Source organism: Devosia sp. (assembly GCF_017744655.1).
Classification (GTDB): Bacteria; Pseudomonadota; Alphaproteobacteria; order Rhizobiales; family Devosiaceae; genus Devosia.
Window position 1 is genome coordinate 73048 of record NZ_JAGIAW010000006.1, and the last position, 25806, is coordinate 98853.

A 25806-nucleotide genomic window follows, 5' to 3' on the forward strand; every position below is an offset into this window, starting at 1 on the left:
CGGCTCCTATGCCAGGGTCGGATCGCGAAGCCGCCATAGCAGCGCTGCGATTGGGTTCTTCGGGTCTGCGTCGGTACCGGATAGCCCGCTCAGCATGGCCATCTTTTCTTCGGTGTCGTCTAACAGGCAGTCGACACCCATGATGATCGCGGCCGATACGCGGCCCGGCACAGTGGTTTCGTCCCATGCGGGATCCGGAGCGGGTTGAATGAAGTCGAGGATGATGTCTTCGGCCTGGGCAATCTTCAGCGTAAGATCGAGGTCCTGATCGTCGTAGTCGATCCGGAGCGCGGCTTTTACCTGCTCAAGCGTTACCAGGCTCATCGGGTCAGGTCCTTGCCGTTCTGTCCCTTCTTGACGGCCAAGCGCCAGCCGCTATCGGGCGTGTCCGGCTTGCCGGGGTCATCCTTCTGGGCAATCCAGTAGGAGCCGCCCCAGGTCACGCCGTTGCCCTTGCGATATTTGCCGTCTTCCTTGAAGACGCCGCGGTCGACCACAACAGGCAACGGAAAGCTTTTGACCTCATCGCCTTGCGTAAACCGAAGCACGACGCCCTGCTCATCATCGACCAAGTCGAGATCATCAAAGCCAAAGCCATCGCATCCAGGAGCACCATCGTTGCCGGGCGCTCCGTCAGTGCCATCCTTGCCAATGACGATACCAAGTTCTCTGGTCCGACCATCGGTCATCGTCAGTACGAGAGAGCCACTGCGCTCGATTAAGGCATCGGCCAGGCCCACGCCATCCTTGCCATCCACGCCGTTCCGACCGTCGGCACCATCTTTTCCGTCGATGCCAGCGGCGCCGTCCTTGCCATCCAGGCCAGGGGCGCCGTCCTTGCCGTCGACACCGTCCCGCCCATCCTTGCCAGCCGCCGGAGGATTCTCCGCTAGATAGCCAGCGACGGCTTCGGCTATCTGCTCCGTAGTCACCGGCTGCGCATTCTTGCCATCCTGCCCCGGAGCGCCATCGATGCCATCGCGGCCGTCCCTGCCAGCAGCAGGTGGATTGGCCAATAGATATTCCGCCACAGCCTCAGCGATCATCTCAGGCGTGATCGGGGCAGCATCTTTCCCATCTCGCCCCGGCGCGCCGTCCATACCGTCCGCACCGTTTGCGCCATCCTCGCCGTCGACCCCATCCCGCCCATCCTTGGGCGCCGGCAAATCGGAAATCTGCTGCTCGAGCTCGGCGATGCGCTCAACGAAAGGCAACATCGCCTTCTCGATAAACTGGCCAATAACGGGCGCCATGCCCTTCATGAGAAGGGCGATATCCGACTGCTTCATCAGGCTGCCCTTTTCGGCTTTGGCAATGCGAGAAGCGGCGCCATTTCCTTGAATTCAGCTTCAAGGATGGTTTTTGCCGCATCGGCCAGTTCAGCTTCGGCAATTTCGCCTTCGGGCTCTGGATCGTCAGGTTCGGGAGTCGGCTGCTCGATCGGCTGCGCATCGCGGCGAGCCAACCAGGCCAGGCTATGGTCCTGCTCCTGCATGTAGACCGTATCCCCACCTTCGACCGGAGACAGATTGAGCCGCTTGCGCTGTTCGTTCGGGGTGAGCTTCCCCTTGGACTTTTCGAGCACGTCCATTTGCGTGCCGCTGTCCATGCGCAGGAGATTATCCAGATCGAACTCTGTGCCCAGCGTTTCCCCGGTGCCCAGGCCCTCATCAAGGCAAAGCTCGATGCTCTCAATATGGACCTGCAGGCACTGCGAATAGTATTCGGTGTTGAGTGCCTGGACGTTATTGTAGGTCGGCTGGTGGCCAATACCGATCTTATAGGGCGGGACGTGATAGGTAGAACAAACCACCTCGGCAGACCACTTGAGCTGTTCCACCAACTGGCTGTCGGTGGCCTTGCTCGTCATCACCTCATATTTCAGGCCATCGCCAAGGACGGCGATCTTGCCCCGGTTGTCGCCGCTGAACTTGGTTTCCCAACTTTCTTTGAGCCGCGCGGCGGTCTCGTCGCTGATGTGGCCGGGAGCCAAGAGGACGCCGCCAGGCATTGACCCATTCTTGAAGAATAGCGCGGAATTGTTCTGAATGTTGAGGCCCTGCGTGGCCGCAAGCCCGTTGGCGAAAATGGGCGACAGCCCCACCAGGGGGTGGAACATGCAGTTGAATCGGTCGTGGATGATTTCGCGCGCCGGCACCACCACTGACGCCTCGGTCAGCCCCACCAACAGATCGGTATCGAGCTGGTAAAACACATCACCATTGTCCGCGATCAGCGGCTTCACCCGCTTCGGATCGAGGATATGAAGAGCGACCACGACGCCTCGGCCATCTCGCTGCTTTAGCACATAGGTATTGCCGAATTGGAGCTTTGACAGCACCCAGCTTTCGAAGAACTGGATGCGGTTCTGGTAGCCGTTAGGCTTGCGCAGGACCGGCGAATAAGCGGCCTTCTTGACCTCATTCCAGATCCCGTTCGCATCCATCTCCACGAGCTTGATGCGGAGCTTCGCAATATCAGAGGCAATGAGAGTCTGACAGGCGAACACGGCATGGAAAGACAACACGCTTTCCACTTTCACCTCGACATTCTGCTGCCAGGCGCCCGCGAAAGATTCCCGGATGAGCGGCCACCAGCCGCGATTGCTGTCCACCGGCGACATGGCCTTCTGGCGCGTGAATGGGACAGGCAGGCCGAATATTTTCACGCTGCCTCCTTGGTGCGCCCGCACCAAACCACTTCATCAAAGCCAATCGACCGAGCCAGGCGGTTGGCATGTTCATCGTCATTGGCGATAGCCAGGACTTCACCAGGCCAGTGCTTTGCCGCCTCCGGAGAGGCAATGACCGCGGCGAATTCTCCGCTATCGAGTGCCGCATCAAGGTCACGCCAGAGGGTCGGCCCATATCCAAGGATCAGACAGCGGCCAGTGGCGGCAATCTCGTACCTGCACTTGTCGGGGAAGCGAGCAGCAACCCACTGCCGAAACCCAGCAGAGCGAGCGCATTCATCCGATATCGACAGGACATCCCGCCCCTCGATCGGCTCCGCCCATGCTCGCGCCTTGACGTCATCCCGTCGCTCAGCAGGTGCCGTAAACAAGTTGTGATAGAGCGTCCGCAGCAGATACTGATGGCCGGCAAAGCCCTCGACCATCGCCACCAGGCGCTGCGCATTATAGACCGTCGGCGTATGCAGCCCGAACCAGAGCGGGTCGGAGATGCGCTTCGCGCTCAGCAAATCCCGCGTGCTTTCGGCATAGGCGCGATACGATCCGCTGGCGCTGCCGCTCCGCAGATACTCATCAATCGCGCCGCGATGCTCATGGCGGAACTGCCAAGGCCGCAGGGCGAAAATGTCGTCGTGCATGACGATGAAGTCCCCGCGGATATCGGCCGCCTTGATCGCCGCCACGATATTAGCTGTCGAGGACTGATACCGATCGTCAATCCGCCTGACTGGCACATACTGCACAGCCTTGCTGATAATCAGAGGCTTATCGCCAGCCACGATGACGCGGTCATGCGGTATATTGACCAGCGAACGCATTGAATAGCGCAGCTCGAAATCATCCGGCGCGCTCTTATACGGATAGACGATGTCCATCGTCAGGAGGCCAACGCCTCATCAATGCGGCGCTGTAGTTCAGCAACATCCCAGCCGGAGAATGGCCTCTTGCCCAGCACCTCGGCATAGTCGGCGCGCAGCCTGTTCAGCGCGTCTTTGTCACCCTCGGGAGCCCTGGACCCGCCCGCGGCGCCGTCTTTGTCATGGTCCATCGGGTTGGTCTTCTTGACCTTCTGCGCCACCGTTGCTGGCGGGGCATCAACCTGACCGGGGATGCGCTTTTCCTTTGCCTTTTTGATGGCAACTAGTGTGCGAGCATCACGGTTGTTGGCCTGAAATTCATCGCCGGGGAGAAGCCGGCGCGTGGCATACGTCATGGACTTGGTCGCAATCAGGTCACGCATTCATTTCTCCACTATCGGAAGGAAAGGCGGGCCGATGGGCCCGCCTCAGGAGGTCGTTGGAAGCGGTTAGGGCGAGGTCGCCGGGTCGCCCCAAGCAACGTCGTCGATGACCGCAACGCCGCTCGCCCGACGACGCGCCCAGTTGATGGTGCGCTCGGCACGGAAAGCCACGCTGTTGGTCTGGAACATCGACACGAGCTCGGCCGCCACCGGGGTGGAGGCGATCGAGTCTCCGGTCGGGTTGTCCATCATCTCGAGCGAGGCTTCCGTGGACATGTCCACCGCGATGCCGCCGTCGTCGGCCACCCAGATATCCGAGGCGTTCACCAGGACCACGAAGTCCGTGATGTGCTCGGAAACCACCACCGGCAGGCCGAAGAAGGTGCCGCCATTGATGGTGATACCGGGGAATTCCGCCTGGCCCAGCGCATTGACCATCGTGGAGAGGGCCAGGGCACGAGTTGCCGACATCAGCCAGACGCCAGACGAAAGCGCGTTATTGGCCGCAATGAACTGGCCCATCGCAGCGCGTACATCGACGCGAACCGCATCGGCATCATTGCCGCTGGACGCGATCGGCGTGACGCCGTTGGTGATGGAGGCGGGGCTGACGCCGGCAGAGCCCGCGTTGCTGAGCGCGATGAACGAAGTGTCCATGCGCACGATAAGCGCAGCGGCCAGGTCGTCGCGGATCAGGGTTTCGGCCGACGGAGAGCTGTCACGCAGCGCTTCCATGGTCGCCACCGCGATATTGGCCACCTTGAGGGGCGCCAGCTCGGTACGGCCGAAGGCCGGCTTGGTCAGGGGCTTGGCCTTACCTTCACCGACCCAGTAGCCGGTGCCGCCACCAGTCTGGGAAATCAGCGGAACACGGAAGGGCACGCGGCGCAGCGCCGGGATGCCGTTCTGGCCGAAGCGACCGATGATGGTCTGGGGGCGAAGGAACTCGACAAAGTCCGCCCAGCCCCCTTCGTTGCCGATCAGGGATGCATCGGTCGTGGTGTTCACCGCGATGACGGCAGCCTTGATCATGCCGACGACTTCTGGATCACGCTGACCATAAAGGTCTTCGGCAACTTGCATTACGTCACGATGGGTCTTGTGGGCCAGGCCGATCGAGCGCGCGAAGCGAGCGAGGCGAATGCCGGGCTCGGGCTTGGCGGCCTTGATCTGGGCAGGCACGCGCGATTCGGAACCAGTCTTGAGGGTCTGACCGTCAATCGGCTTGGCGGTCGAGGCCGTGGCCTTTTCCATGTCGCGCAGACGCTTCAGGTGATCGTCGATCTCCTTGATGTCGGCGGAGTTCCCGTCAAAGGCTTCCTTCTGCTCCTTATCGAGCGTGGTACCTTCTTCGGCGGCCTTGGCCATGATGGCCTCATTGGCGGCAACAAGAGAAGCGCGCTTCTGCTCAAATGCCGTAATCTGTTCAGCAATCTTGCTCATGCTCAGGTCCTTTTGATCGAGCGGATGACGAATGGTTTCGCCCGGTCGCGGGCTGGAGCATCCAGTTTGACGACGCGCCCTTTGGTGCCTGTCGCGGCGGGCTTGTCGGTGCTGGAACCGGTACCGGCGCCGGTCGCTGCTTTCAGCGCCTCGGCGTCGTATTGCTTGATGGTCTGAATGGAGGCGTCGGCATTCGCGGGAATGGTCACGGCCGACAGTTCAAGCCATTCCCACTTCTCGAAGATCACGCCCCACGAGTTGGGAATGGGCTCGATGTCGATGCCCTTGAAGCCGATCGATAGGCCGCGAACGAGACCCGCCTTGATGTATTTCCAGGCCTTCTCGATGTCCTCGTGAACGTCCTTGGCGATCTCGGCGACGATCTCGATGCCCTTCTTCGTCACCTTCGCGTCGGTGACAAAACCGATCGGCTGCCGGCTATCGTGCTGGTAGAGGAACGGAATGGGCAGCTTGTAGACGGCGCCCTCGGACATCACGATGTCCCCTGCCCGATCAGTCTTGGGAGTGGTCGCGATGCCGGTGATGCGACGTGCATCTTCGTCCATCTCTTTGATTTCAAACAAAGAGTATGCGCGGTTCGTCACGGTCATGACGTACCTCCAATGGTTCAATTGAACTGGGGTCTGTTAACTCTGGCGAACTGCCTTGCGGAGCGAGCCCCAAGAATTGCCAACCATGTCCGGCCTTGAACGGCCGGATTTGCCGGCACTGATAGCCTTGGCGTGTTCGGATGTTAGTTGGCGTCCTTTAAGGGCCGCACTTATTGCCCGTTTATGTTCGTCAGATAGCGGCCCCGTCTTGCGACCTGTCACCGCCAACCTGCGCTTTTCGATAGCCTCTGGCGACTTGGCGCGCCCCTTGTGCGCTTCGGACATCCGAGCCCGCGTTTCATCCGATGCCTTCAAGCCGGTCTTAAGAGCTCGCATTTTCGCGCTAAATTCGGGACCATGTCTCACCCCGAGCGGAGAACCCGCGATCCGGGAGACATTGTACTCTGGCCGCTCGGAGTCGATTGCCACCTGCTCCATCAAAATCAAGTCTTCACGGGAGCATTCCGTCCTGACGCGAAATGCGAATGCATCCGGACCATATTTCTCCCAAGCACGCTGCATAGCTTGGGAATGGTGTGTGCCCTTGTTCAGATCGTGCCGATGGCACCGCCATCTAGCCGCCATATTGACCGCGCTGCCGATATAACGTTTGCCGTTGATGACGTTGACGATTTCGTAGATTCCGCTCACCTTCTGAGCAGCCATTTCGAACCTCATCCGTTCGTTTTGGTCAGGGCTGATGAGGTGTTACCAGCACCAAATCAGCCCGCCTTTTATGCCACAAATTCCGCGCTCGGACCAAGGAGGCTATAGGCTCGGGTCAGGGTCATGGGGGTGTCCCTTCCGGGTCAGATAATGATCATCTGGTATTCAGGGGCACCTTTGGCCTCTGGGTTTCGAACCATCACGGTCACGGCGTTGAACAGGGCCATCATGGGATCAATCTTTGCGTCACCAGCGGTTTGCTTGGTGGCTCTGATCGCTGTGGCTGTTGCCTCGATCTTCAGGTTGGTCACGCACCACGCCATCATCGGCGAGATGGCGTGCTTAAAAGTGCCGTTCGCCAGCCGACGCTCAGTGGTCTTAATGGCATTCATCATCATGATGCCTTGCGGCGCCGCGACGATAAGACCAGCCTCTTGAGTGATACCGATTTCGTCGAGAGCCTCGACCATTTCGCCAAGGCCGGCGGCGTCCGCCGCCACACATGCCAGTAGCCCGCGGTCTTTCACGTCGCGGATGATTTCAACAATCGCCGAAATATCCTCGAGCTCATCGCTGACGATTGTCAGCTCACCAGCCTTTTTGAAGTCCAGGAGCCGTGGCGCGATGCTCTTTCGGCGCTCCAAAACGCCGATGTGCGCCCAAGCATGGGTCCAGGAAATCCACTCTTTGGTGACCTTGTGCCGACCGACCAGCGTCAGTCCGTACAAGTCATCGAGACCACCACCATCGAGGCCGGGAACAACCACCTCGCACATGTCCAAGAAGGCACCAAGATCATCCAAGGTGCAGCCGATTTCGGCAGTGTCGCCCTTCTTCCAGTAGTCAGCACCTGGCCAACGGTTCGCCCGCAGGTTCATGCCGATTTCGACATTCAGATGCTTCGCGAGAAACACGCGCCGAGCATCGGGGTCAGCAGCCTTCTTCAGTTCGTCTTCGAGCCACTCTTGGTCGACCGACCGCCCCATGTTCGGGTTGGTGACGAAAAAGTTTTCCGGCTCCAGGTAGCCCTCGGAGGCCAACATCTTCGGCGGAAACTCGTACAAGAGCCCGAAGCTCTTCTTGTCCTCGATCTTGCCGTCGCGAACGTCGCGATAATAGTCCAGCTTCGCCTTAAACACACCCGCCGGTGGTTCGTCACTCTGCGTCGATAGGTAGATAACGAAACCCTCAGGTCGTGAGACAAGGCCGCCAGTCGCCTCGCGGAGCATCGCATCAGCATGGGGCCGCTTGCCAAACACCCAGAGCTCGTCAACGAGCACCCTGCCCGCCTTCTTGCCTGAAACCGTGTCAGTATCGGCAGCCACCACCTTCAGCGCGGCCTTGTTGACCCTGTGCGTGATCGTCCGCAGGTGATCTTGGACATGAAGCAGCGCTTCGAGATCCGGATCGGCGCGCACCATTGCCGCCGCCGGCTTGAAACTGTTCTGCGCGACTTCGATTGTCGGCGCCAGGATCAGGAGCTCTTCCGAGTTCCGCCAATTCAGCAGCAATGCCGTGACCATGATGCCGGCGGCGATTGTCGATTTCGAATTCTTCTTGCTGATGAGCAGGAAGAACTCACGGATCATCTGCCGGCCCGTGTCGGCGTCGTAAGCACCGAAGATGGCGGCGACGAAATCGAAAACCCACTGCTCGCAGGCATCACCGAATGTCGGACTGCCGGCGGCATCGACGATTCGTAACTCCTTGAATATGCGAACAGCTTCCTCTGCCTCATCGGGAAATAGCGGCTTGAACGGCACCAGGCTGCGACCGGTGACAATGCGTCGTTCCCAGTCGGGCAGCGCCGTGGTCCATTCCTTCATTTCGTGTTGTCAGCGACCAGGCGCGGCGGCGTGCGCGTGGCGAACTTGTTGGCCGCCTGCTCAGCGTTACGCTGCGCTTCTTCCTTTTTACCGCCGGCTGGCGCCGCGGCTTCATTCAGCGTCTTCATGGTGAGCGCGATGTCCTTCATGGTCTTCGCTCTCTCGCCCAGAGATATGGCTTTGAGTAGCGCCTGCCGGCGACGGGGATCTCCCTCCTCCTGGCAGATCATGTCCTCGAGCTCGCCAGCGTGAGTGGTGACCGATTCCAGCTCTTCCATCAGGCGGCCAGCCAGCAGCCGCCCGCGATCGGTCAGCGCCTCAGGCTTGACCGACGGAGGCGGAAGGATTTCGCCTTGCATTGGCGCGGAGCGCTGCGACTTCGCTTCTTCGAAGGGACTTTGCGCCTTCGGCTTCCGCTCCCAGCCCTGCTCTTTCGACTTCTTGTTGATGGCCGTGTGCGAGACACCGTACCACCGTGCGATCTCGCGAACTGTCATGACACCAGCACGATAGTCGCGCTCGATGCCAGCCCAGTCTATGGGCTTGTCTTCTTTGCGCTTTTTCATGTGGTTTCCAGCTTAGTTTCCAGTTGGAAACTTCCAGCAGCAGCAAAATCTCTGCATGAGGGGGACGCGGGTGCAGGTCCGCCGGCGCTCTGAGGACTTTCGACGCCCCCCCTCTTGGCCTGCGGCTGGCTTGAGGCTTAGATAGTCGCAAGAAGGGGGAACGATGACAGACATCAGCCAGAAGACAGATGAAGAAGCTTGGGAGGCCATTAGGCATGAAAGCTTAGATGAACTGGCTCAGGAAATTGGCCGCATGTGCTTGTATTGGAGTGAGTTAGAAATGGAGGTTTCTCTCGCTCTCGACCAACTCTCTGCTGTTCAAGACCGCGTTGTGAGAAATGTCTTTGTTGGCGCCATCGACTTCCGGGCAAAACTTCACGCTCTTCTGCCCATCGCTTTCGACAAGCGCATTAACGATCTGTGGTATGATAACATTGAAGCGCTGGTGAACCACATCGACAACGATCTTCGCCCGGAGCGAAACCGCATTATCCATGACAGTTGGATTGAGATGCCGGGGCGTGACGAGCCGCACCGGATGAGAATATTCGGGAAAGTGGTCAAGCCGCAGTCGAGAACTCGCGAGCTACGCTTGGCCGATTTCCGCCCATTTATGCCGAAGGACGTCGGCCTACTGTATGTTCGCATGATACGAGCAAGGGCCAATTTGAGCCGCATGATGTTTGAGCACCAGGCTGGCTACAATCAGAAATGAGGCCCCTTCTCTTCCCTCTGCGCGTCCCTGTCGTGCCATTCCTTCGACACGGCTTCGAGGTTGTTGATGTCCCAGAATAGCTGCTCGTCGCCCTGGTGCGGCACTTTGTGGTGAACCACAGCGCTGGTCGGTGCAGGCGCCTTGCCGGTGAGGATCACGCCAGTGTGCTGGCAGGTGTAGATGTCACGCTCAAGGACTGCCTGACGAAGCCTTGCCCATCTGGCCGAATGGTACCAGCCACGCACCGTTGCGTCGGGGCTGTATCTGGCGTCCCTAACCTCTCGCATTGTGGATAGCCTCGGCGGCAACTTGCTCAGTTTCGGCTTCAAGGTCGTAAGCTTTGTCAAACCCAGTTGACTCCCAGTCAAACGACTGACACCGTTAGTTGTTGGGGGAATTCATCTATGAGAGTGCTTATATCTGCCACTTTAGCGGGCATGCTCTTTATTGCGTTTGCTGCAAACGCATCAGCTCAGCGCGACATGGACTGCTCTGACTTCCGCACACAAAGAGAAGCGCAGGAATTTTACGAGAGGCAAGGTCCTGGAGACCCTCACAGGCTTGATCGCGACAATGACGGCATTGCTTGCGAAGCCCTACCCTAACCGCGACCGGAGAAACCATGCCAGCGTATTGCCTAAGCTATGACCTTCGTGCTCCGGGGCGAAACTACCAACCGCTTTACGATGCTTTGCGCGCCGTCAATGCTGTTCGCGCCCTTCAGTCTTTATGGTTCTTTGATGATCCTAGGCCCTCAGCGCAGGTGCGGGACGCAGTACGCCAGCTTGTGGATCAGAACGACGGCGTGTTGGTGATGCAAATTGCTAGCACCAATTGGGCATCCTTCGAGCTTCAGCCTGCCGCTGCCGAATGGCTGAAGGCTAGATTCCCGTAGCCTGATCATGCAACCTGTGCCTCGCGCAGGGTGGATGAACAGGCAGAATGCTCAACCTCGCAGCGCTAGTTTTGATACCCGACGAAGCAACCGGTAATAACGAAATCGGTTTCCGTCCTTTCAAGGCGGAAACGATCATGACCGACTACAACGTGACACCAGACGAGCTCAAAACACTGGCCCTGTTCCAATCGGACAATGCGCCGGCCGACGTAAGTACCGAGCACCTCGCCAAGCTATTGTCGCTAGCATTGCTAATTCAGCGGGAAGGCGGCACGGAGCTCAGCGACTCTGGCCGTACCCTCCTCGAAACCAACGGCACTTCGCACACGACACACGTTGAAGGATCGGGCAGGATCTGAGCTTTGTTTCGGCTAGCCCGCCTGGGCTTTCGCCTGGCGGGCCGCCTACGCCAGCCTTAATTAGGCTTGCAGTACATTCGCATCGTTGTGATCAGCCCTTGAAGCTCCCTCCGGACTTCAAGTGCCAGGTCTTGAGACATCAAAGTTCTGATGTCCTCCTTGCCGGATCGCAGCGCCGCTAGATCGGCATCGACCAAATCCAGCGAACATTCCATTTCGATCAATGTTAGAGGGTCGCCTTCGCGAGTTCGGATCGCCTCCTCCACTTCGCGACGATAACGGACCATGTCAGGCTGCCATTCGGCAACAGCGTAGGCAAAAGAGGATCGAGAGCTAAAGTCCTGAGTTCCCATTTGTATTCACCAAAGCACACTTTCTCATATGTGGTTCAGTGTCGAAAAGTATCGACGTGAGAAAGATGGTTTGCCGATGCCAGCCGTCAAGTGCTCGAGAACCAAGATCTGCCATCGCTCGGCGACGACACCGTCCGTGGAAATGTCAGGCTCCAGTCAAGCGAGAATATGAGAATGCTATCGATTACCTACCCCCAAGGCGTTGACCCCAAGAAAGCCTATGCGGAGGTCTCGGCCCACTGCGAGAAATTTAAGTTGGGCGAGCAGATCAGCATCTGCCGTCGTTCGCACGGTGTAGTCGTCTTGGGCTCTCGAAAGGCCCTCACGTCCATCGCAACAGCGCTAGACGGTGACTATGTCGTTACGCCAGTTTAGTCATGGGCCATCAAGAGAGGGGCATCGAGGTAAGCAAACGACGGCATCAATGATGGCCAAGCGGCTTGAGGGTGGTAAGCTTGGGCATTGGCTATCTAAGTCAGGGGAAGACTGTGCGTGGAATTGTAGTTTCGAAAATGATCGCGGTTACAAGGTTCGGCATGACGATGCAGTCAGAACTTGATCCGAAAAACATCCGAAACTGGGCCTTGTACTGGGACAAGATCGACCATCCTATCGGTGGTTTCGACAGGAGCTCAAATGCCGAGGAACAGTTCTTGATCTCGGCGGGCGTTATGCAGCGAACTCTAGCCAACGAGAGCTACCTAACGACCGATAAAGCGGAACCTCACAACGGTGGTATGTTCGATTCGGTATTGGATACTTTTCGTAAGCTGGAGGCTTCACAGCCCGGCATTTGGGCAATTGGGCGAACGGCGTTACCCGCAACTCCGTGGGACCACGTCGATCCACCAAGAGCGCTTGAAAATGAGGAAATGGGCAGAGGACTGCAGATCAGACTACTTTCAGCAATTCCCGTTCCTGATGTCGACGTCCCGCTCGAGGATGTCCTGGCGTTTAAAGACCGTCGTTCCGCAGAGCTACAAGCATTGAGAGCTCATATGGACGACTTGTATTTGTCAGTGCTGGAATCGCCCGACCGACCCTTGGCCGAAAATGCTGCTGTGGCCTCCGTGGCTCAAAGCGCAAATGAAATAATGCGCGCTCAGACCGCATTCTCGTGGAAACTGATGGATCTCAGTGGCAGTTTTAATCTCGTGTCCGCTGCCGCAGGATTTGCAGCAGCTCAACAGATGGGCCTTGGCGTTTTGCCATCGTTGGCTGCTGCTTTAGCGACAGCAAGTGTGGAGATTGGACCCACTTTCGGCCTGAAAGAGCGCGGCGATAGTACCAGCGCATTTGAGTACGTGGCTCGTTTCAACAACGAGCTCTTCGCAGGGCGAACGTAGCATACCTTTGGATCTCCGCCTCCTGTTCAAATCAATCCGGTGCTGGTTCAGTGAACCTGTGCATTTCTTGCACAAGTTGGGTGAACAGGCCGAGCGCCGAAGCGCCCGGCCGATAAAGGGTCAGACCGAGCAGCGGCCCGGATCTTCATGGCGATAGGCCAGCGAGACGGGCAAGAAGGACACCATGCTGCACAGGGCCGGAGCGGCTTCGCCCTGGTCGCCGCCAAGACTGGCCGGATCGAGGCGAACGTCGGCAACAGCAGCCGGGCAGTCTTCGCCATCGGGAATGCCGAGGGCAGCAATGACGTCAACAGCGACGTCGGAGGGATGGGAGAGGTCGAGGACACAGATCTTGTCGGGCGGCACGTCGCTCATGGCCATGGCAACAGGCGCGAAAGCCATCATTGCCATGCCGAGGACAGCAGCACCAATGAACGCACGAATGCGCATGGGCAGTCCTTTCGATTGAGGGATCATTCCAACAAAAAACCCGCCGGATTTCTCGGGCGGGTGTCGGTTCAGACGATAGTCTGAAAATGGAATAATGCCTTTCTGCCGCTATTCGGGAGTTTCGTCAAGAGGCCTTGAACCTGACGGCAGCCGCACCCAGTTTGGCAAGACGTCAGGAACGCCGACACAGCCAGATAGCTTCACTTGATCCGCGATCGGCTGAGGCTCGGACGCAGAGTAGATCAGGCCGATTTCTGCGAGTTTAGCCGCCCAATCTCTAGGCGCCGAATACATATCGACGAACATTATTGGCTCGGATTTTGACATGTCGATCTCTACGCTGCCAGTTGATGCCGCTTCTGCTTTGCCAGAATGCCGAAGTGGTGTGCAAGGGCATTCAACGCCAGCCGGCAATCACCGACCATATGCCAGTGCTGCTCGTCGCGCACCACGATATAGTCCAAAGCCGCCCACATATTGGCGCCACGGTTCTCGTGCAGGCCCTGCTCGTCGCGCACCGCTTCGATCGCGGCATCGTATTTCACCTTTTGGCTCTGGCACCAGGATGAGTGTTCTTCGCTGGTTATGCCGGCCGTGGCACCGCCTGATTGCTTCGAGGCATCTGGCGCCGAAATCGCCCGCATGTATTTGTCCCGAAGCTCGAGATAGGTCTGCGCAGCGTCATATTGCGCATCGCTGATCAGTGCCTTCTTATCCATCAGGTTCATTCGTCCGATAAAGGTTGCGGCCTTCTGGTCGCGCGCGTCTTTCTCGGAAAGGCCGAACATCTTCATGCGCAGAAGAATGGCCTCCATGTTGGCCGGAACGGCGCCTGCACGGGAGGCCCGGCCGGACTGGGTGCGTTTCACATTCACATTGCGCTTGCGGCCCTTAGCCATTCTGCTGCCTCTTGTTGGATGGGATGGATTGGGATTCACGTTGATCGAGAGCGCTTCGACCTGGAGGCGGATCGCCCAACAGGAAGGACGTGAAGCGCTCGCCTCTGGTCTGTGATCGCGCCACTGAAATCACCTGCTTCGGCCGATCCTCGGCTTTTGGCATCAGGCGCCGCATGTTGGAGCACTTGCCGGCTACAGCGTTCGTTGTCCGGTCGATCTCTTTGGCGATTTCGGCGAAGGAGAAGCCGGCATGGCGCATCTCGACAAGCTTCTGGAGGTCTTCGTCAGACCAAGCATGATTGCCGGGCTTCATGACGCCTTCTCCATTTGCCGGATTTCGTGCTCAAAGGCTTGATAGGCGCACAGCGTCATGACGATGGCCTGGGAGACGTCCACTGCTCGCGCCATGGAAGGATTGGCCTTGAGCAGTTCCGCGCCCTTGTCCCTGTGGCGCTCCATGTATTCGATCTGCTCGGAGAGACTGACGCGGATGGTCACGACACGCTCCCTGCCTGCTCGGCCTTCGCCTTGGCGACGACATCGAGGGAGAAAGTCTTCTTCTGCTGGTAGGAAGGGACGGGTTCGCCACTGATGCGCTCACAAGCTGCGAACAGAACCTCGTCGGCCCATCGATCTAGCTGGACGCCATCGGCTTCTTCCCCCTTCGAAAAAGAAGAAAATCCCTTATTGATTGAATCTTGATGTTGAAACGCGCGTGCGTGCTTGAGGGCAGCTTGGCCTACGCCCTTGATTTTCCTCACATCGGAGCGAATTTGAGCGGACTTTTCTCCGCCTTTTCTTCCACTTTCAGCGCGTTCTTCGGCGTCTTTCGCGGCGTTTTCGATCTCTTTTTCGGCCCGTTCATTGACCAGAAAGCCGTCAACGACATGGATCTTGCCCAGCGAAATCAGACGCTCGCGGATCGCATTCCACTTCCGAACGGAGCAGTTGCAGACGCCGGCGATATAGCGCGGCTCGTCTGGCACTGGCCCGCCACGGACATACATCAGGTCCAGGACAAGGCTGTATGCGCCCTTCTCTTCGAGCGTCATGCCGACGGTGCCGGCGATGAAGTTGTCAGGGAAACGACGGTACCAGGGGCGGCTCATTTGCCTGCCTCCATCCGCTCTTGATGCCGAGCAATGCCGTACAAGACGGTGGTATGGTCACGGCCGCCTAGCTTCCGGCCAATGGCCGGCAACGACATAGTCGTCTCATGTCGCATGCGGAACATCGCCTCATGGCGCGCAATGACGACATGACCTGACCGACGGTGCGAAGCCAGCTCCAGCCAGTCGATGCCGTACTTTTCGCAGACCTCGGAGATGATCGCCTTCCACTTCTCGGCGCCGGGAAGCGGCAGAAGCTCTTCAGGCTGGCTGACGGCCTCGACAACCGGCTCAACGCCACCGCGCCGAGCATGGATAACCGTAGGCACCTTTACCTTGCGCCGGATGGCCTCAGGGATGCGGAAAGGCTCTGGCTTGGGCACAGGGGGCAGAAGATAGCGCCGCGCCCGCTCTGGCGGTTCCTGACCCGATGTCAGCCTCCTGCGCACCTCGGCATAGTGTTCGTGCTGGGATTGGAGGACGGAGGTCATGCTGCGTCCGCCTGGTCATCGAGCGTGTCGAAGAGGCTCGGCGTCGAGATCTCCTGCTCCATCGCCTGCAGGTACTTGATGCCGTCGAGGAAATAGCCCGGATTGAGTTCGGACGCCATGCCCTGCCGGCCAAGCTTGAGCGCGCGATAAGGCACGGTGAACAGGCCGCCGAACGGGTCGAAAACCATGTCGCCCGGATTCGAGAACCGTTTGATCAGGCGATCGACGATATCGAACTGGAGTGGGCAGATATGATTTTCGAGCCCCTTGCGCGTCTGCTCACCGTTGAGGGTGCGCATGCGGTTCACATCGTGCCAGGTGAAATCATCATGGGCGCCCGGCGCCAGGCTCATGAACGATGACGGGAGAGCCCCGCGCTTTTCCAGCGCCTCACCGATGCGAATGTGTGTTTCGTAGTCATAGACGTTCTTGAGCGTCCATTCGGTAAAGGTCTTGGCCAGTTTGTCCGGGCCCATGCCGGCGAGCTCGTCCGGCGTCAGCAGACGGTCGCCCGAGGAACGCCAGAAGGCATGAGCGTCGACCTGCCACCGCGCGCGGGTATAGTCATCCTTGGTCTTGGCGACCTTCTCATCGGCATAGGCCTTGGAGCGGTCGGTCGGCAGCTTCCGGAACAGCAGAATGTATTCTGGCGAGCCAACGCCCATCTTGGAGCCGTCCTTGCACTGCTCCGACCAGCCCAGACGATAGGTCTGATTGTTCTCGCGCACGACATCGGTGTTGACCGTGATCATGCCCATGTAGGCAAAGCCGTGCTGCATGGTGTGGAAGGCGGTCTTCATGTGGAAGGGATTGACCGTCGGCATGCCCATGCCAGTCACGTTGCCGAAAAGTATCCGGTCTTTGGTGTGGCAGGCATAGACCCGGCCGGGCTTCAGGATCCTCAGCAGCTCAGGCGTGAGGAAGTCCATCTGCTCGAAGAAATGGGCATCGTTATCGGTATGGCCGAAGTCGTTGTAACTCGGCGTGTATTCGTAGTGGTTGCTGAAGGGGATCGAAGTCACGATCAGGTCGACGCTGTTGTCGGCCATAGACCGCGCCTCATCGACGCAATCGTTATTCGCCACCTGCCAGCCAGCGCCGGACGCCTCGATGCGCTCAACGCCGATGGAGCGGGTCAGAACCTCGGCTGCGGATAGCTTATCGAGACCATGCTCGCGGATGATGTCGCTCATGTTTTCGACCATCTTGTTGTGCTGGTCCCATTTCGCCTGAAGGGTGCGCAGAACTTCGCGCTCGCTCTCGGCGTAGATGATGTGGATTTCGACCGGCTGGGTTTGCAGGAAGCGGCGAATGCGATGCACCGCCTGGATGAAGTCGTTGAACTTGAAGCCGATGCCCAGGAAGATCGCCTTGTGGCAGTGGCGCTGGAAGTTGCACCCGCTGCCGGCGATGACCGGCTTCGCAGCCAAGTGCTGAAACTTGCCGTCGCTGAAGTCGATGATCGACTGCTCGCGCTTGTCGAGATCCTGAGTGCCGTAGACCGACACAACGCCAGGTACTGCCTGCTCAATGGCGCGCCGCTCATCCTCGAGGTCATGCCAGATCAGGAAATGATCATCTGGCGCCGCGGCGAGGATTTCGCCCATCTTGGCAATACGGTTGTCGAGGGTGTCGCGCTTTTCCCGCGAGGCCGAGACCACACCGATAGCCGTGTCCTTGAACATGGCGGCTTGGCCATCGCGATCGACACCGCCGTCAGCGATATCGGCCAGGACCTCATGATAGATCACCTTAAACGCTGGCAGATCATAGCCAGCGTCGGAATGGCCGAGGTCTGACGGCTTCTGCAGGAAGATGGCCCAGCTATTCAGCCATAGCCAGAATTCGCGCTCCTTATGCGGGTAGAGCGTCAGGTTGTTGGCCTGAGTGCTGTCCCTCTGGAAGAAGCGCGTCAAGGCCTGCCCGGTGTCCATGATACCCAGGAAGCCGGCATAGTGGATCAGTTCCTTGTAGCGGTTCGGGCTTGGCGTGGCCGTTGCGACAAAGCGGTACCGGACGCCATCGAACAGGTCGAGGAACGTCTGATAGGTCTTGGAGCCAAAGGAGCGCAGCACGCTTGCTTCATCCAGCGTGACGGCCGTGAACAGGTTCGGATCAAGCTTGCCGTCCCGCACCGTCTCATAGTTGGTCATGTAGATGCCGGTTTCGCCGGCCTCTTCGACGCTTCGGATGAATTTGATATCAACACCAAGCATGGCGCCGTCGCGCTTGAACTCTTGGCGGACGCCGAGAGGCAGAACGATCAGGCCACGGCCGGCCGCCTTCTCACAGACGATGCGCAACACCTCGATCTGCACCACCGACTTGCCCAAGCCGAACGCAGCGAAGATCGCACGCTTGCCACCGCGTACCGCCCATTTGACGATATCGCGCTGATGCGGCTTCAGGATCGGGTTGACCTCGGTGTCATCGATGGCAAAGCCGGACACCGGCGCCATGCGGACCTTGTTCGCCAAGAATTCGCGATAGGGCACAGTCATTCCCCTGCCCTCTTCTTCCCAGTGGATAGGAATGGATGGGTCATGCGACGGCCCTTTCCGCAGCTTCGACTGGCTTTGAGGCTGCATCGGCCATGATGGCGAGAACCTCCGCCTCCATCATTTCGACCGACACTGCATTGCCGATCTGCTTGATCTTTTCGGTCTTGGTCCCGGCGAACTCGTACTGCTGATCCTCGCTGTTGAAGCCCATGGCCGAAGCCAGCTCGTGCGCTTCGAACATGCGGAAGAGGATGTCGAAATCCGGCGCCGGCTCGACCAGGTCGACATGCCCGGTCGCGGCGATGGTTGGCACCGGCTCCGAGAGAGAATGCGTCCGTGGCGTCTGGCCAGGTCGCTCGCCGTGCTGCGCCGTGATAAAGGCCAGCTCGCCCCGGTTGGCCCCGGTGATGGTCGGCAGCGGATCGCGAGCATCGCTCGATCGCTCCAAGCCGCCCTCGTGGGTCACCGGCAAGACCACGGCATACTCGCCGCCCTTTGCCGTCGTGATCGTGGGTAGCGGATCGTCGATGGTCCGGACGCCGTTCCCGCCTTGGGTATGGGTCACCGGCACGACCATACCGAAGCGGCCCTTGCTGGTGATGGTCGGCAACGGGTGGAGCGACGAAGTCAGCGTCTCGCCCGAGCCCGATCCATAGTAGGGCGAGATGAGCGCATGGGCGCCACCGGTCGGCGCCGTGGGGATCGGTTCGCTCACCGGCCGCGCCGCTCCGCCCGAGGCCTGCGACAGCACCAGCGGCTCCACCAGCATGGGCCGGGCGCATCCCGGCCGCGAGGCCGAAGCGGCGCCGCCAGTTGTGATGGTCGGCAACGGCTCGGACGCCGGCCGCGCCGCGCCACTATTGTGCTGTGACAACACCAAGGCCTCTGGCTCGACCACCCGATAGCTCGTCGAGATCACTGGCACCGGCATATCGAGGTCGGTCATGTAGGCACGTAGCGTCTCGGCATAGCCGACGGGCCAGCCATTCTTGACGATCCCGACATAGATGCGGGCCAGCGTCTTGGCAGCGAGCGGCTTCTTCCGCGTGTAGATCGAGCGGCCCTTGATGTTCCAGTCGATGATCTCCGCAGCGGACTTCCACGGCTTCACATCGGTGAATTGGAGCACGTTGCCTTCGCTGCGCTTGGCATGCGTCAGCGGCGCCCAGCCAAGAAGTTTCTTGTCGGACCTGGCCTTGAGGATGAACCGCTTGCGGGTCGTAGCGCCGCCATAGTTCGCGGCATTCAACTGCCGCCACTCAAGCTCGAAGCCAAGGCGCTTGATCGTGTCGATCCACGCCATGAAGTACTCGCCCTTGCGGGATTTAACCGGCTTGCCAGTGCGGATGTCCACCGGCCCCCAGCCGCAGAATTCCCAGACGTTCTCGATGATGGCGCGCTTCACACGCAGCTCGGTCATCCATGTGATGATGTGCCAGGGGTCAGAGCGTTGCTGGTCGGAGGTCGGCTTGCCGCCGCGGGCAATCGAATGGTGGGTGCATGTCGGCGAAGCCATCAGCAGGTCGAGATAACCCTCGGGCACGAGGATGTGCGGGCGCACCGTGGCGATGTCCTGCACAAAGTGCCGCGCCTCGGGATGGTTCAGGGTGTGGGTCGCGATAGCCGTGGGCCAATGGTTGACACAGACGAGATCCATTTCGAGCCCAAGGCGCCTGAGGGCGCGCGCCGCGCCGGTCGACGAACCACCGGCACCGCAGAGCAGATCAGCCACGAGCATCTTCTTCGGCTTGCTCACTGCGCACCACCCTGCAGCCGCCCGGCGAAGTGCTCTGGAACATAGAGGCCAGCAGCCGACATATCGGCCACCAGCTTGTCGGTGATGTCCGGCTTATCGTGCTTGCAGAAGCGGCCACACTCGCAGCGCTGCTGGGGCTTTACGGTAGCCTTGCTGGACAGAAGCCGATCTAGCCAGTTCATGTCAGAACTCCAGTTCGATCGCCGGCGGAGGAGGCTTAGGACGCCCCAATCCCTTCGGCTTGTTTCCGAGATGGAACTGTCCGCAGTGCGGGCAGCGGTATGCTTAGAGGCCATGCATCTTCGGGCGGTGCGCCGTCGCCTCGTGATAGGTGGCGTAGGCTTTCTTGCCTTCGCACTGGGTCAGCTAGGCCCTGAGCGCGGTCTTCATTCCTCCGGTCCCCTTGGCTTCTCACGCGGCTCGTTCGGAAGACGCTCGTGCTTCCGGCTGATGCGGCGAAGCCAGAAAAGCCTCAGCCTGTGCAACAGCAGCACTGCTAGACGGCGTAAGCTTCCGGGCTCGTGTGATTTCGATGTCGTGCTCAAGTGCCCTCTCCTGACGGGCGATTTCGCCTTCGACCGCCTCTTGAAGTTTCACGTAAAGGTCAGCCCAGATCCGCTTGGGCTTGCGATAGCGGAGCGCCCAGAGAAGACGCTCGGGCAGCTTGTGTTTCCGGGCGGCGCGCAGCCTGGCCGCTTCGACCGTGTCGCCGGGGCCGCGATGCTCGCGACGAACCAGCCAGTCAGCCCAGTGGGCGGCCTCATCGACAACCGTGCAGTCAGTCATCGGCATTTGCTCCGGAAGCAAAGAATGTTTGCGCATAGGTCAATCCGTTCTCGTTAGCGTAAGGGCCAACGAGAATGACGGACGACGAAAGGCGACGAAGATGGATCGACCGGTCAGCGATGAATTGAGAAGCTTGCTGAACCGGCAGGAAATGCGCGGAGCGACGGCGCCAACCGTCAAACCGCACGCAATGAAGTGGGCGAATGACCTCCTCGACAGGGAGGAGGAGATCGAAAGAGACCATTCGCCCTCCGACGGGGAGGGTTGCCGTCGGAATAGGAATTCGAATGCCAGGGTGCGCATCGTGAGAGCGCGGCCCTTTCTGGCTGTAGTGAATGGTGGGAAGCGCTGACATCAGGTCAGGCCCCCGACGACGCCGAGCACAAGCGCCACTGCAAGGACGAGCGCGAAGCCGGCAGAACAATTCCGAACAAACTGACGGGTGTGCTGCGATGTCATGCTGCCAGCTCCGCCACTGCTTTGAGGATTTCAGCCCTACGCTTGGGCTCGATGGCGATCAGGCGCTGAGCGACGGTCTGCTTGTCCTTCGGAGACAGCACGCGGCCGGCGACGTTCAAGCGGATACAGTCGAGCAGGGGATCGGTGCCCGCGTACTGCATGACCGGATATTCCGTAGACATGCCGCTTCCGCCGATCATGCCGCGGGCGACGTTGTACCTAGCCCAGCCGTCAAGGATTTCATTCCCGATGCGGACGATCGGCTCCGACTTGGCGCCGGCGATATCATCGTCGATGACGACCAGGTCTTGCCCAAGATCACCGAAGGCGGCGCTATAGGGATGGCGGCGTACTGGCTCGGGCGGAGTGTGTTCCCACACTACGACGCCGGGCTCGGCATATTTGGTGATGGCGGAAGGATTCGAACCCTCAACCAGAGGAGTAGAATTCCCCTGCTCTATCCGTTGAGCTACGCCACCGGCGCCAGAAGCTTCGGAGCTGGCATCCTCACGGGTAGCCACCACCGACCGCTGCGGATCGCTGGAAGAAGGTTCCGGAGCTTCTGGCTTCTCGGCCGAAACCAGATTTCCGGTTTCGGAATTGGGTGCGACCTGACCCTCATGTGGGGCAAGGGAGGTCAGGTCGCTGCCAGCCGGTTGAGACGGCTGGGGTTCGGTCTGAGCATTTTGCACATTCTGCAAATTGCTTTTCGGGGTGATGTCGGCAGGCGCAACGATGGCCATAGCGGGATCGGCGCGAAGCGCAGCCAGAGGATCGGACTTCGGCTTGATCGGCGCAGCGCGCAACTGAGCAGCGATAGAATTCAGACGCTCGCGCTCGCCATCGTAGACGTCCTCAGTGGGCAGTTCGATCATGCCCAGAGCGCCCATGTACAATTCGAGCAGCGCTTCCTGCTCCATTCGCTCGTTGGCGTCTTGCTTGCGGATGGTCACCAGCTTGCGCAAAATCTTCGTGTCGAAGCCGTTTCCCTTGGCTTCCGAGTAGATTTCCTTGATGTCCGAAGCGATCGCGGCCTTCTCGGCTTCCATCCGCTCGATGCGTTCGATGAATGCTCGGATCTGATCTTGAGCTACGCTGTCTTCGACGGCCATTTACGCCACCTCAGAATTTTTGTGAGCAGCGCTTACATCGCGGTTTTTCACGACGACGAGCGAGCGATAGCGGTTCGGCAATTGGCGGAGCGCACCGCGCTTGATCAGGCGCTGCACAATTCCATGCGCGCCGCTCTTGCTGCCGAGGCCCAAGCCTTCCTGGATTTCGGCATAGCTCGGCGAATAGCCCTTCTCCTCAGAGAAGGTTTCGATGAAGGCCAGCGCGTCGGCTTGCTTCTCGCTGAGGCCGAAGCCCCTGCCCTCTGCCACCGCCATGATGACGCGAGCAGTGAATTCCAGATCGTCTTTGATGTGCCGAAGCTCATCCATGAGGATGGCTGCACGATCGGCGATGTCTTCGGGGATATCGGATGGGAGAGACATTTACGCCCTCACCATCTTGCAACCGGCGGCGACGTCGAACTTCGCCCGGCACTTGCGAGCCTGCTCCGGCGTACCAATCCAGGCATGCGCCCGGTGCTTCGTGAGGAACAACCCGGTCATGTGGAGGTACTCAACGCCAGCGCGGAGCATCACCTTCTTGTCGCCACCGCTGGCAGTGACGCCGAAATGACTATCGGCAGGACCGACTTTGGAACGAACGTAATCGGATATCATGCTGCTGCTCCCTCAGGCTTTGCCGCTGCGAGTGCCAGAGCTTCTTCGGTCACGCCCTTGATCTTGCGCGCCTTGGCCTTTGCGACCATCGCCGCCCAATACCCTGGCGGGATGGAGCTCCGACGACGCATTGCCTTTGCGGTCCCGTACTTAACCGAGAGGTCGGATGCGAAATCCGAGAGGGAGGGCCAGAGATTGATGAGGTCTGTGTGCGACATGACGACATGGGTACATATCATACCCCATCATGTCAAGTAGTTCGGTATGATTTGTACCTCAACGTTAGGGTACAATCCGTGCCATGAGTAAAGAGCTTGAAAGAAAAGAGCGGGAAGAGCGGGCAGCTAGGCTTGTCGCTGCTCGGAAAGCCGCCGGTCACACCAGCGCTGTAAAGGCCGCAGAAGCCTTTGGCTGGAACGTGAACAGCTACAAGGCCCATGAGGCTGGCCGGAATGGGTTTGGAATCGCCGACGCTCGCTCCTACGCAGACGCTTTCGGAACCACTCCCGAGTATTTGAACTTTGGGAGCGCCGACGGCAACGATGTTCGCCTCGCTCCTCAAGTCCCCCTGCTTCCTGTAGTGGTCAACGGCAAGGTCGCTGCTGGCGTCTATCGCGAAGCCAATGAATTCGATCAGTCCGCCCCGGAGCGCGTTTGGGAACCGCCCGACGAGAGGTTTCCAAACGCCCGCCGCATGGCATGGGATGTTGAGGGTAACTCGATGGATAGGCTCGAGCCTCGGCCGATCCTACCTGGCGACCGCATCATCGGCGTTGCCTATGAGGATGTAGCTCAGCAGGTGCGGATCAAAGACGGCTTGGTGGTTGTGGTCGAGCGCACGCGAGACGGCGGCCACACTCGCGAATGGTCAGTGAAGCAGATCGAGCTCTACGAAGACCGGATCGAGTTTCACCCTCGGTCGTCTGACAAGAGCCTAAAGCCGATCGTGGTAAAGCGAGATGCCCAAGCTGACGATGGCGTGAGTGTTGAGATTATCGCTCTGGTGAGGTCTGTTAGGAACGACTTGCCGCTATAGGGGGATCGAGTGGGCATCGTTAAGTCGCGGCGCTACTGCTACGAGGAAGACCGCATGGTCCTCGCAGAGAAGGAAACGCCGAACCATGTCCTGCACCTGCTGTTGTCCGTGTTTACGGCAGGTGTTTGGATAATCGTCTGGATCATTCTCTCGATCGGCGCTTCTTTCAATTCCTACAAGTGCCCGCATTGTGGTGACGTCACAGATCGGAAGCCACCGCGTGGGTGGAAGCCACGTGGGCGCCGTGATGACGAAGACTGACGCGCGGCCATCATGGGCTTAGTGAGCTCGATTACCAAAGACCAAACCTTTGTAGAAAACTTGATCCCTATCAATGACCGCGGGACGTCATACGTTAGGGTAACCGTGACCATATCTACCCGGTCCCATAAACGTGAACTTTAAGTTGACAAAGTTTACCCTACATAGTTTGTGAACTCTGCGAGACGCATAGTCGTTGTAGCGGAGGGAGCCCTGATCCAAGGATCAAGGCGCAGCGACAATAGGTGTTAAAATGCCCGGCTTGAATTTGGCGAAAAGCGTAGTGCGCGCTTCGCACTCTTCATGGGCGCAGGAGGACGAGATGAAACCAAGGTACGCACCTTGCATAACCATCGATCCTTCGGAAAGCTTCTCTTCTTGGAGCAAACTGTCCGAGGATACCTTCGCCCTGGAAATCGCATCGTATCCGATTGTGCTTCATCGCGCCTTTTTGAAGGAAGTGAAGAAGCGCGCGGGCGATGACAGACGATAACCTCGAAGAAGAAAAAACGAAGCCAGAAATTATCCCGCCTGGAAAAACCGAACCAAACGGAACTCCAAGCATCTACGCGGAAATTGCCGCGCAGATAAACCAATACACTGACCGGCCGGACCTCCTTTTGGAGGTCATCGAAAAGCATGACCCCGGGTTCATCAAGGAGATGAATGCGGAGGCAAGAGATTTCTCTCGGAAAAGCAGAAACTCGCGTTTCGAGTTCGGCCGGTTTCAGGCCTATGGCAGCACCATCCTAGCGATGTGCGTCGCTGTTGCCATCATAGCCTTGCTCTTCACGCTGGCTATTATGGGGATGTTGGATTTCTGGCAGATACTTGGGCTCGCGATCTTCTATGCGGTTACCCAATCAGGGCCATCTGGCTTCATCAAGGTAGTGAAAAGCATCGTCGACATGGTCAAAGGCCGCTACGGCAAAAGCGATGACGACAAATGATCTACAAGAAAGGCCCGGGATGCCCGGGCCTTTCTTTTTGTGACACCTAACGGCGTAAAGTGACTTTACATGAGACGCCGATCAAAGCGCATCGGGCACCTCCCCGTGCGTTGCCAAGATCACCGGATCGTCGAAGTCGCCAGTATCCGCATCGCCAGTGCGTGAGAATGCGATGACGCCATGTCTTCGGGGCGCTGCGGCCTCCGCCATTCGCAGGCATTGTCGCTCGTCGGTCGCAATCTTCGGTTCATCGGCGACGATCTTCTTTCCCATCTTACGATAGCTCTGCACTACGTAGTGGATGACCTTGCTGTTGTGATCGATACGAGCGGTCTGCATCAGTGACTCCTGGTCTTGTCTGGATCGAATGAGCGCAGAGCCGTCTGGATCTGCGGAATGGCTTCGGGGTTGAGCTGACACATGTGAAGCTCGTCACGGTCTCGATCTTCGCCAGGCACAGGCGGCCGGTTCATGATCGGGATCACTGTGAATTCCTCGTCGTCCGCAAAGGGGCCAAAGGGCTCAATGCGAAACCGATAGCTCGGGAACTGGTCGCCCAAGAATTCCAGCAGCCGGGGCTCCGCCCACTCTACCGCCTTCCCCAGCGTTGCCGGCGCAACGACGATGAACTCGCTGACTTCATGCTGCGACATCATCGCTCTC

General features: G+C 59.0%; 36 protein-coding genes, 1 tRNA gene and 1 pseudogene. 7 read left to right on the forward strand and 31 right to left on the reverse strand.

Annotation, left to right across the window (positions count from 1 at the left end; genetic code table 11):
- Window positions 1-6 precede the first annotated feature (6 nt).
- From J7557_RS12655 to J7557_RS12700, 10 genes are all read right to left on the reverse strand, one after another.
- Window positions 7-324, reverse strand: coding sequence for a head-tail connector protein (locus J7557_RS12655; protein ID WP_291420429.1), 318 nt, complete (start codon window positions 322-324; stop codon window positions 7-9).
- The gene (locus J7557_RS12660) at window positions 321-1289 is read right to left on the reverse strand and encodes a hypothetical protein (protein ID WP_291420430.1); all 969 of its coding nucleotides are present in this window, start codon (window positions 1287-1289) and stop codon (window positions 321-323) included. The genes J7557_RS12655 and J7557_RS12660 overlap by 4 nt, the downstream gene beginning before the upstream one ends.
- Window positions 1289-2623, reverse strand: a complete 1335-nt coding sequence (locus J7557_RS12665) for a phage portal protein (protein ID WP_367272893.1) — start codon at window positions 2621-2623, stop codon at window positions 1289-1291. Before J7557_RS12665 ends, J7557_RS12660 begins: the two co-directional genes overlap by 1 nt.
- A gap of 41 nt (window positions 2624-2664) precedes the next feature.
- Window positions 2665-3567: a hypothetical protein gene (locus J7557_RS12670; protein ID WP_291420431.1), complete on the reverse strand. Its 903-nt coding sequence runs from the start codon at window positions 3565-3567 to the stop codon at window positions 2665-2667.
- A gap of 2 nt (window positions 3568-3569) precedes the next feature.
- Window positions 3570-3932 carry a hypothetical protein gene (locus J7557_RS12675; protein ID WP_291420432.1) on the reverse strand — a complete coding sequence of 121 codons (363 nt, stop codon included), beginning with the start codon at window positions 3930-3932 and terminating at the stop codon, window positions 3570-3572.
- Between the two features lie 66 nt (window positions 3933-3998).
- Window positions 3999-5375 (reverse strand): phage major capsid protein, encoded by a 1377-nt coding sequence (locus J7557_RS12680; protein WP_291420433.1) that lies wholly within the window; start codon window positions 5373-5375, stop codon window positions 3999-4001.
- Window positions 5376-5377: 2 nt separating this feature from the next.
- On the reverse strand, window positions 5378-5986 hold the full coding sequence (locus J7557_RS12685) for an HK97 family phage prohead protease (protein ID WP_291420434.1): 609 nt from the start codon (window positions 5984-5986) through the stop codon (window positions 5378-5380).
- Between the two features lie 36 nt (window positions 5987-6022).
- Window positions 6023-6652 (reverse strand): GIY-YIG nuclease family protein, encoded by a 630-nt coding sequence (locus J7557_RS12690; RefSeq protein ID WP_291420435.1) that lies wholly within the window; start codon window positions 6650-6652, stop codon window positions 6023-6025.
- A gap of 143 nt (window positions 6653-6795) precedes the next feature.
- On the reverse strand, window positions 6796-8478 hold the full coding sequence (locus J7557_RS12695) for a terminase large subunit (RefSeq protein ID WP_291420436.1): 1683 nt from the start codon (window positions 8476-8478) through the stop codon (window positions 6796-6798).
- Complete coding sequence (locus tag J7557_RS12700) at window positions 8475-9044, reverse strand: hypothetical protein (RefSeq protein WP_291420437.1); 570 nt, start codon at window positions 9042-9044, stop codon at window positions 8475-8477. The genes J7557_RS12695 and J7557_RS12700 overlap by 4 nt, the downstream gene beginning before the upstream one ends.
- Before the next feature lie 163 nt (window positions 9045-9207).
- Here J7557_RS12700 and J7557_RS12705 point away from each other — a divergent pair, with 163 nt between their 5' ends.
- Window positions 9208-9759 (forward strand): hypothetical protein, encoded by a 552-nt coding sequence (locus tag J7557_RS12705; RefSeq protein WP_291420438.1) that lies wholly within the window; start codon window positions 9208-9210, stop codon window positions 9757-9759.
- Here J7557_RS12705 and J7557_RS12710 read toward each other — a convergent pair.
- Window positions 9750-10046 carry an HNH endonuclease gene (locus J7557_RS12710; protein ID WP_291420439.1) on the reverse strand — a complete coding sequence of 99 codons (297 nt, stop codon included), beginning with the start codon at window positions 10044-10046 and terminating at the stop codon, window positions 9750-9752. The two genes, J7557_RS12705 and J7557_RS12710, sit on opposite strands and share 10 nt — an antisense overlap.
- Window positions 10047-10241: 195 nt before the next feature.
- On the opposite strand from J7557_RS12710, the gene J7557_RS21460 reads away from it, so the two are divergent.
- Both J7557_RS21460 and J7557_RS12715 read left to right on the forward strand, forming a co-directional pair.
- Window positions 10242-10364: an excalibur calcium-binding domain-containing protein gene (locus J7557_RS21460; protein WP_367272899.1), complete on the forward strand. Its 123-nt coding sequence runs from the start codon at window positions 10242-10244 to the stop codon at window positions 10362-10364.
- Between the two features lie 337 nt (window positions 10365-10701).
- Window positions 10702-11016: a hypothetical protein gene (locus tag J7557_RS12715; RefSeq protein ID WP_291420440.1), complete on the forward strand. Its 315-nt coding sequence runs from the start codon at window positions 10702-10704 to the stop codon at window positions 11014-11016.
- Between the two features lie 56 nt (window positions 11017-11072).
- Here J7557_RS12715 and J7557_RS12720 read toward each other — a convergent pair whose 3' ends face one another.
- Window positions 11073-11369, reverse strand: coding sequence for a hypothetical protein (locus J7557_RS12720; RefSeq protein ID WP_291420441.1), 297 nt, complete (start codon window positions 11367-11369; stop codon window positions 11073-11075).
- 512 nt (window positions 11370-11881) lie between these two features.
- On the opposite strand from J7557_RS12720, the gene J7557_RS12725 reads away from it, so the two are divergent.
- Entirely contained in the window at window positions 11882-12715 is an 834-nt protein-coding gene (locus J7557_RS12725) for a DUF6236 family protein (RefSeq protein WP_291420442.1), read from the forward strand.
- 120 nt (window positions 12716-12835) lie between these two features.
- Here the strand turns inward: J7557_RS12725 and J7557_RS12730 are convergent, their stop codons facing one another.
- The 17 genes and pseudogenes from J7557_RS12730 to J7557_RS21475 all read right to left on the reverse strand — a co-directional run bounded on the left by J7557_RS12730 (window position 12836) and on the right by J7557_RS21475 (window position 23027).
- Window positions 12836-13165 (reverse strand): hypothetical protein, encoded by a 330-nt coding sequence (locus J7557_RS12730; protein WP_291420443.1) that lies wholly within the window; start codon window positions 13163-13165, stop codon window positions 12836-12838.
- Window positions 13166-13500: 335 nt separating this feature from the next.
- Window positions 13501-14064: a hypothetical protein gene (locus J7557_RS12735; protein ID WP_291420444.1), complete on the reverse strand. Its 564-nt coding sequence runs from the start codon at window positions 14062-14064 to the stop codon at window positions 13501-13503.
- Window positions 14057-14377 carry a GcrA family cell cycle regulator gene (locus tag J7557_RS12740; RefSeq protein WP_291420445.1) on the reverse strand — a complete coding sequence of 107 codons (321 nt, stop codon included), beginning with the start codon at window positions 14375-14377 and terminating at the stop codon, window positions 14057-14059. The genes J7557_RS12735 and J7557_RS12740 overlap by 8 nt, the downstream gene beginning before the upstream one ends.
- Entirely contained in the window at window positions 14374-14562 is a 189-nt protein-coding gene (locus J7557_RS12745; RefSeq protein ID WP_291420446.1) for a hypothetical protein, read from the reverse strand. Before J7557_RS12745 ends, J7557_RS12740 begins: the two co-directional genes overlap by 4 nt.
- Window positions 14559-15173 carry a YdaU family protein gene (locus J7557_RS12750; protein WP_291420447.1) on the reverse strand — a complete coding sequence of 205 codons (615 nt, stop codon included), beginning with the start codon at window positions 15171-15173 and terminating at the stop codon, window positions 14559-14561. Before J7557_RS12750 ends, J7557_RS12745 begins: the two co-directional genes overlap by 4 nt.
- A complete protein-coding gene (locus J7557_RS12755) occupies window positions 15170-15664 on the reverse strand; it encodes a helix-turn-helix domain-containing protein (protein WP_291420448.1) in 495 nt (164 codons plus the stop codon). Before J7557_RS12755 ends, J7557_RS12750 begins: the two co-directional genes overlap by 4 nt.
- On the reverse strand, window positions 15661-18165 hold the full coding sequence (locus tag J7557_RS12760) for a DNA methyltransferase (RefSeq protein WP_291420449.1): 2505 nt from the start codon (window positions 18163-18165) through the stop codon (window positions 15661-15663). The genes J7557_RS12755 and J7557_RS12760 overlap by 4 nt, the downstream gene beginning before the upstream one ends.
- 40 nt (window positions 18166-18205) lie before the next feature.
- Window positions 18206-19903 carry a DNA cytosine methyltransferase gene (locus J7557_RS12765; protein WP_291420616.1) on the reverse strand — a complete coding sequence of 566 codons (1698 nt, stop codon included), beginning with the start codon at window positions 19901-19903 and terminating at the stop codon, window positions 18206-18208.
- A gap of 14 nt (window positions 19904-19917) precedes the next feature.
- Window positions 19918-20103, reverse strand: coding sequence for a hypothetical protein (locus tag J7557_RS12770; protein WP_291420450.1), 186 nt, complete (start codon window positions 20101-20103; stop codon window positions 19918-19920).
- A gap of 229 nt (window positions 20104-20332) precedes the next feature.
- Entirely contained in the window at window positions 20333-20707 is a 375-nt protein-coding gene (locus J7557_RS12775; RefSeq protein ID WP_291420451.1) for a hypothetical protein, read from the reverse strand.
- Entirely contained in the window at window positions 20700-20951 is a 252-nt protein-coding gene (locus J7557_RS12780; protein WP_291420452.1) for a hypothetical protein, read from the reverse strand. The genes J7557_RS12775 and J7557_RS12780 overlap by 8 nt, the downstream gene beginning before the upstream one ends.
- 211 nt (window positions 20952-21162) lie before the next feature.
- Window positions 21163-21546 carry a hypothetical protein gene (locus J7557_RS12785; protein ID WP_291420453.1) on the reverse strand — a complete coding sequence of 128 codons (384 nt, stop codon included), beginning with the start codon at window positions 21544-21546 and terminating at the stop codon, window positions 21163-21165.
- A gap of 23 nt (window positions 21547-21569) precedes the next feature.
- Window positions 21570-21645 (reverse strand) — tRNA-Arg (locus tag J7557_RS12790).
- A gap of 375 nt (window positions 21646-22020) precedes the next feature.
- Window positions 22021-22278 (reverse strand): annotated as a pseudogene (locus tag J7557_RS12795) (DUF2312 domain-containing protein); the annotation flags it as partial.
- Window positions 22279-22662 (reverse strand): LexA family protein, encoded by a 384-nt coding sequence (locus J7557_RS21465; protein WP_367272894.1) that lies wholly within the window; start codon window positions 22660-22662, stop codon window positions 22279-22281.
- Window positions 22663-22896 (reverse strand): hypothetical protein, encoded by a 234-nt coding sequence (locus tag J7557_RS21470; protein ID WP_367272895.1) that lies wholly within the window; start codon window positions 22894-22896, stop codon window positions 22663-22665. It abuts the gene before it with no gap.
- On the reverse strand, window positions 22893-23027 hold the full coding sequence (locus tag J7557_RS21475; protein ID WP_367272896.1) for a hypothetical protein: 135 nt from the start codon (window positions 23025-23027) through the stop codon (window positions 22893-22895). The genes J7557_RS21470 and J7557_RS21475 overlap by 4 nt, the downstream gene beginning before the upstream one ends.
- Before the next feature lie 170 nt (window positions 23028-23197).
- Here J7557_RS21475 and J7557_RS12800 point away from each other — a divergent pair, with 170 nt between their 5' ends.
- The 3 genes from J7557_RS12800 (at window position 23198) to J7557_RS12810 (ending at window position 25143) form a co-directional block, all read left to right on the forward strand.
- Window positions 23198-23932 carry a helix-turn-helix transcriptional regulator gene (locus J7557_RS12800; protein ID WP_291420454.1) on the forward strand — a complete coding sequence of 245 codons (735 nt, stop codon included), beginning with the start codon at window positions 23198-23200 and terminating at the stop codon, window positions 23930-23932.
- A gap of 514 nt (window positions 23933-24446) precedes the next feature.
- Window positions 24447-24686, forward strand: a complete 240-nt coding sequence (locus J7557_RS12805) for a hypothetical protein (protein WP_291420455.1) — start codon at window positions 24447-24449, stop codon at window positions 24684-24686.
- Window positions 24673-25143, forward strand: coding sequence for an MFS transporter (locus J7557_RS12810; RefSeq protein ID WP_291420456.1), 471 nt, complete (start codon window positions 24673-24675; stop codon window positions 25141-25143). Before J7557_RS12805 ends, J7557_RS12810 begins: the two co-directional genes overlap by 14 nt.
- A gap of 81 nt (window positions 25144-25224) precedes the next feature.
- Here J7557_RS12810 and J7557_RS12815 read toward each other — a convergent pair whose 3' ends face one another.
- Window positions 25225-25482, reverse strand: coding sequence for a hypothetical protein (locus J7557_RS12815; RefSeq protein WP_291420457.1), 258 nt, complete (start codon window positions 25480-25482; stop codon window positions 25225-25227).
- A complete protein-coding gene (locus tag J7557_RS12820; protein WP_291420458.1) occupies window positions 25482-25796 on the reverse strand; it encodes a hypothetical protein in 315 nt (104 codons plus the stop codon). Before J7557_RS12820 ends, J7557_RS12815 begins: the two co-directional genes overlap by 1 nt.
- Between the last annotated feature and the right edge of the window lie 10 nt (window positions 25797-25806).

Bases quoted from the DNA above. Each gene is read 5' to 3' on its own strand.
- J7557_RS12655 (WP_291420429.1), bottom strand. From the start codon at position 324: ATGAGCCTGGTAACGCTTGAGCAGGTAAAAGCCGCGCTCCGGATCGAC.
- J7557_RS12660 (WP_291420430.1), bottom strand. From the start codon at position 1,289: ATGAAGCAGTCGGATATCGCCCTTCTCATGAAGGGCATGGCGCCCGTT.
- J7557_RS12665 (WP_367272893.1), bottom strand. From the start codon at position 2,623: ATGTCGCCGGTGGACAGCAATCGCGGCTGGTGGCCGCTCATCCGGGAA.
- J7557_RS12670 (WP_291420431.1), bottom strand. From the start codon at position 3,567: ATGGACATCGTCTATCCGTATAAGAGCGCGCCGGATGATTTCGAGCTG.
- J7557_RS12675 (WP_291420432.1), bottom strand. From the start codon at position 3,932: ATGCGTGACCTGATTGCGACCAAGTCCATGACGTATGCCACGCGCCGG.
- J7557_RS12680 (WP_291420433.1), bottom strand. From the start codon at position 5,375: ATGAGCAAGATTGCTGAACAGATTACGGCATTTGAGCAGAAGCGCGCT.
- J7557_RS12685 (WP_291420434.1), bottom strand. From the start codon at position 5,986: ATGACCGTGACGAACCGCGCATACTCTTTGTTTGAAATCAAAGAGATG.
- J7557_RS12690 (WP_291420435.1), bottom strand. From the start codon at position 6,652: ATGGCTGCTCAGAAGGTGAGCGGAATCTACGAAATCGTCAACGTCATC.
- J7557_RS12695 (WP_291420436.1), bottom strand. From the start codon at position 8,478: ATGAAGGAATGGACCACGGCGCTGCCCGACTGGGAACGACGCATTGTC.
- J7557_RS12700 (WP_291420437.1), bottom strand. From the start codon at position 9,044: ATGAAAAAGCGCAAAGAAGACAAGCCCATAGACTGGGCTGGCATCGAG.
- J7557_RS12705 (WP_291420438.1), top strand. From the start codon at position 9,208: ATGACAGACATCAGCCAGAAGACAGATGAAGAAGCTTGGGAGGCCATT.
- J7557_RS12710 (WP_291420439.1), bottom strand. From the start codon at position 10,046: ATGCGAGAGGTTAGGGACGCCAGATACAGCCCCGACGCAACGGTGCGT.
- J7557_RS21460 (WP_367272899.1), top strand. From the start codon at position 10,242: ATGGACTGCTCTGACTTCCGCACACAAAGAGAAGCGCAGGAATTTTAC.
- J7557_RS12715 (WP_291420440.1), top strand. From the start codon at position 10,702: ATGCTCAACCTCGCAGCGCTAGTTTTGATACCCGACGAAGCAACCGGT.
- J7557_RS12720 (WP_291420441.1), bottom strand. From the start codon at position 11,369: ATGGGAACTCAGGACTTTAGCTCTCGATCCTCTTTTGCCTACGCTGTT.
- J7557_RS12725 (WP_291420442.1), top strand. From the start codon at position 11,882: ATGATCGCGGTTACAAGGTTCGGCATGACGATGCAGTCAGAACTTGAT.
- J7557_RS12730 (WP_291420443.1), bottom strand. From the start codon at position 13,165: ATGCGCATTCGTGCGTTCATTGGTGCTGCTGTCCTCGGCATGGCAATG.
- J7557_RS12735 (WP_291420444.1), bottom strand. From the start codon at position 14,064: ATGGCTAAGGGCCGCAAGCGCAATGTGAATGTGAAACGCACCCAGTCC.
- J7557_RS12740 (WP_291420445.1), bottom strand. From the start codon at position 14,377: ATGAAGCCCGGCAATCATGCTTGGTCTGACGAAGACCTCCAGAAGCTT.
- J7557_RS12750 (WP_291420447.1), bottom strand. From the start codon at position 15,173: ATGAGCCGCCCCTGGTACCGTCGTTTCCCTGACAACTTCATCGCCGGC.
- J7557_RS12755 (WP_291420448.1), bottom strand. From the start codon at position 15,664: ATGACCTCCGTCCTCCAATCCCAGCACGAACACTATGCCGAGGTGCGC.
- J7557_RS12760 (WP_291420449.1), bottom strand. From the start codon at position 18,165: ATGACTGTGCCCTATCGCGAATTCTTGGCGAACAAGGTCCGCATGGCG.
- J7557_RS12765 (WP_291420616.1), bottom strand. From the start codon at position 19,903: ATGCTCGTGGCTGATCTGCTCTGCGGTGCCGGTGGTTCGTCGACCGGC.
- J7557_RS12770 (WP_291420450.1), bottom strand. From the start codon at position 20,103: ATGAACTGGCTAGATCGGCTTCTGTCCAGCAAGGCTACCGTAAAGCCC.
- J7557_RS12775 (WP_291420451.1), bottom strand. From the start codon at position 20,707: ATGACTGACTGCACGGTTGTCGATGAGGCCGCCCACTGGGCTGACTGG.
- J7557_RS12780 (WP_291420452.1), bottom strand. From the start codon at position 20,951: ATGGTCTCTTTCGATCTCCTCCTCCCTGTCGAGGAGGTCATTCGCCCA.
- J7557_RS21465 (WP_367272894.1), bottom strand. From the start codon at position 22,662: ATGTCTCTCCCATCCGATATCCCCGAAGACATCGCCGATCGTGCAGCC.
- J7557_RS21470 (WP_367272895.1), bottom strand. From the start codon at position 22,896: ATGATATCCGATTACGTTCGTTCCAAAGTCGGTCCTGCCGATAGTCAT.
- J7557_RS21475 (WP_367272896.1), bottom strand. From the start codon at position 23,027: ATGCGTCGTCGGAGCTCCATCCCGCCAGGGTATTGGGCGGCGATGGTC.
- J7557_RS12800 (WP_291420454.1), top strand. From the start codon at position 23,198: ATGAGTAAAGAGCTTGAAAGAAAAGAGCGGGAAGAGCGGGCAGCTAGG.
- J7557_RS12805 (WP_291420455.1), top strand. From the start codon at position 24,447: ATGCCCGGCTTGAATTTGGCGAAAAGCGTAGTGCGCGCTTCGCACTCT.
- J7557_RS12810 (WP_291420456.1), top strand. From the start codon at position 24,673: ATGACAGACGATAACCTCGAAGAAGAAAAAACGAAGCCAGAAATTATC.
- J7557_RS12815 (WP_291420457.1), bottom strand. From the start codon at position 25,482: ATGCAGACCGCTCGTATCGATCACAACAGCAAGGTCATCCACTACGTA.
- J7557_RS12820 (WP_291420458.1), bottom strand. From the start codon at position 25,796: ATGTCGCAGCATGAAGTCAGCGAGTTCATCGTCGTTGCGCCGGCAACG.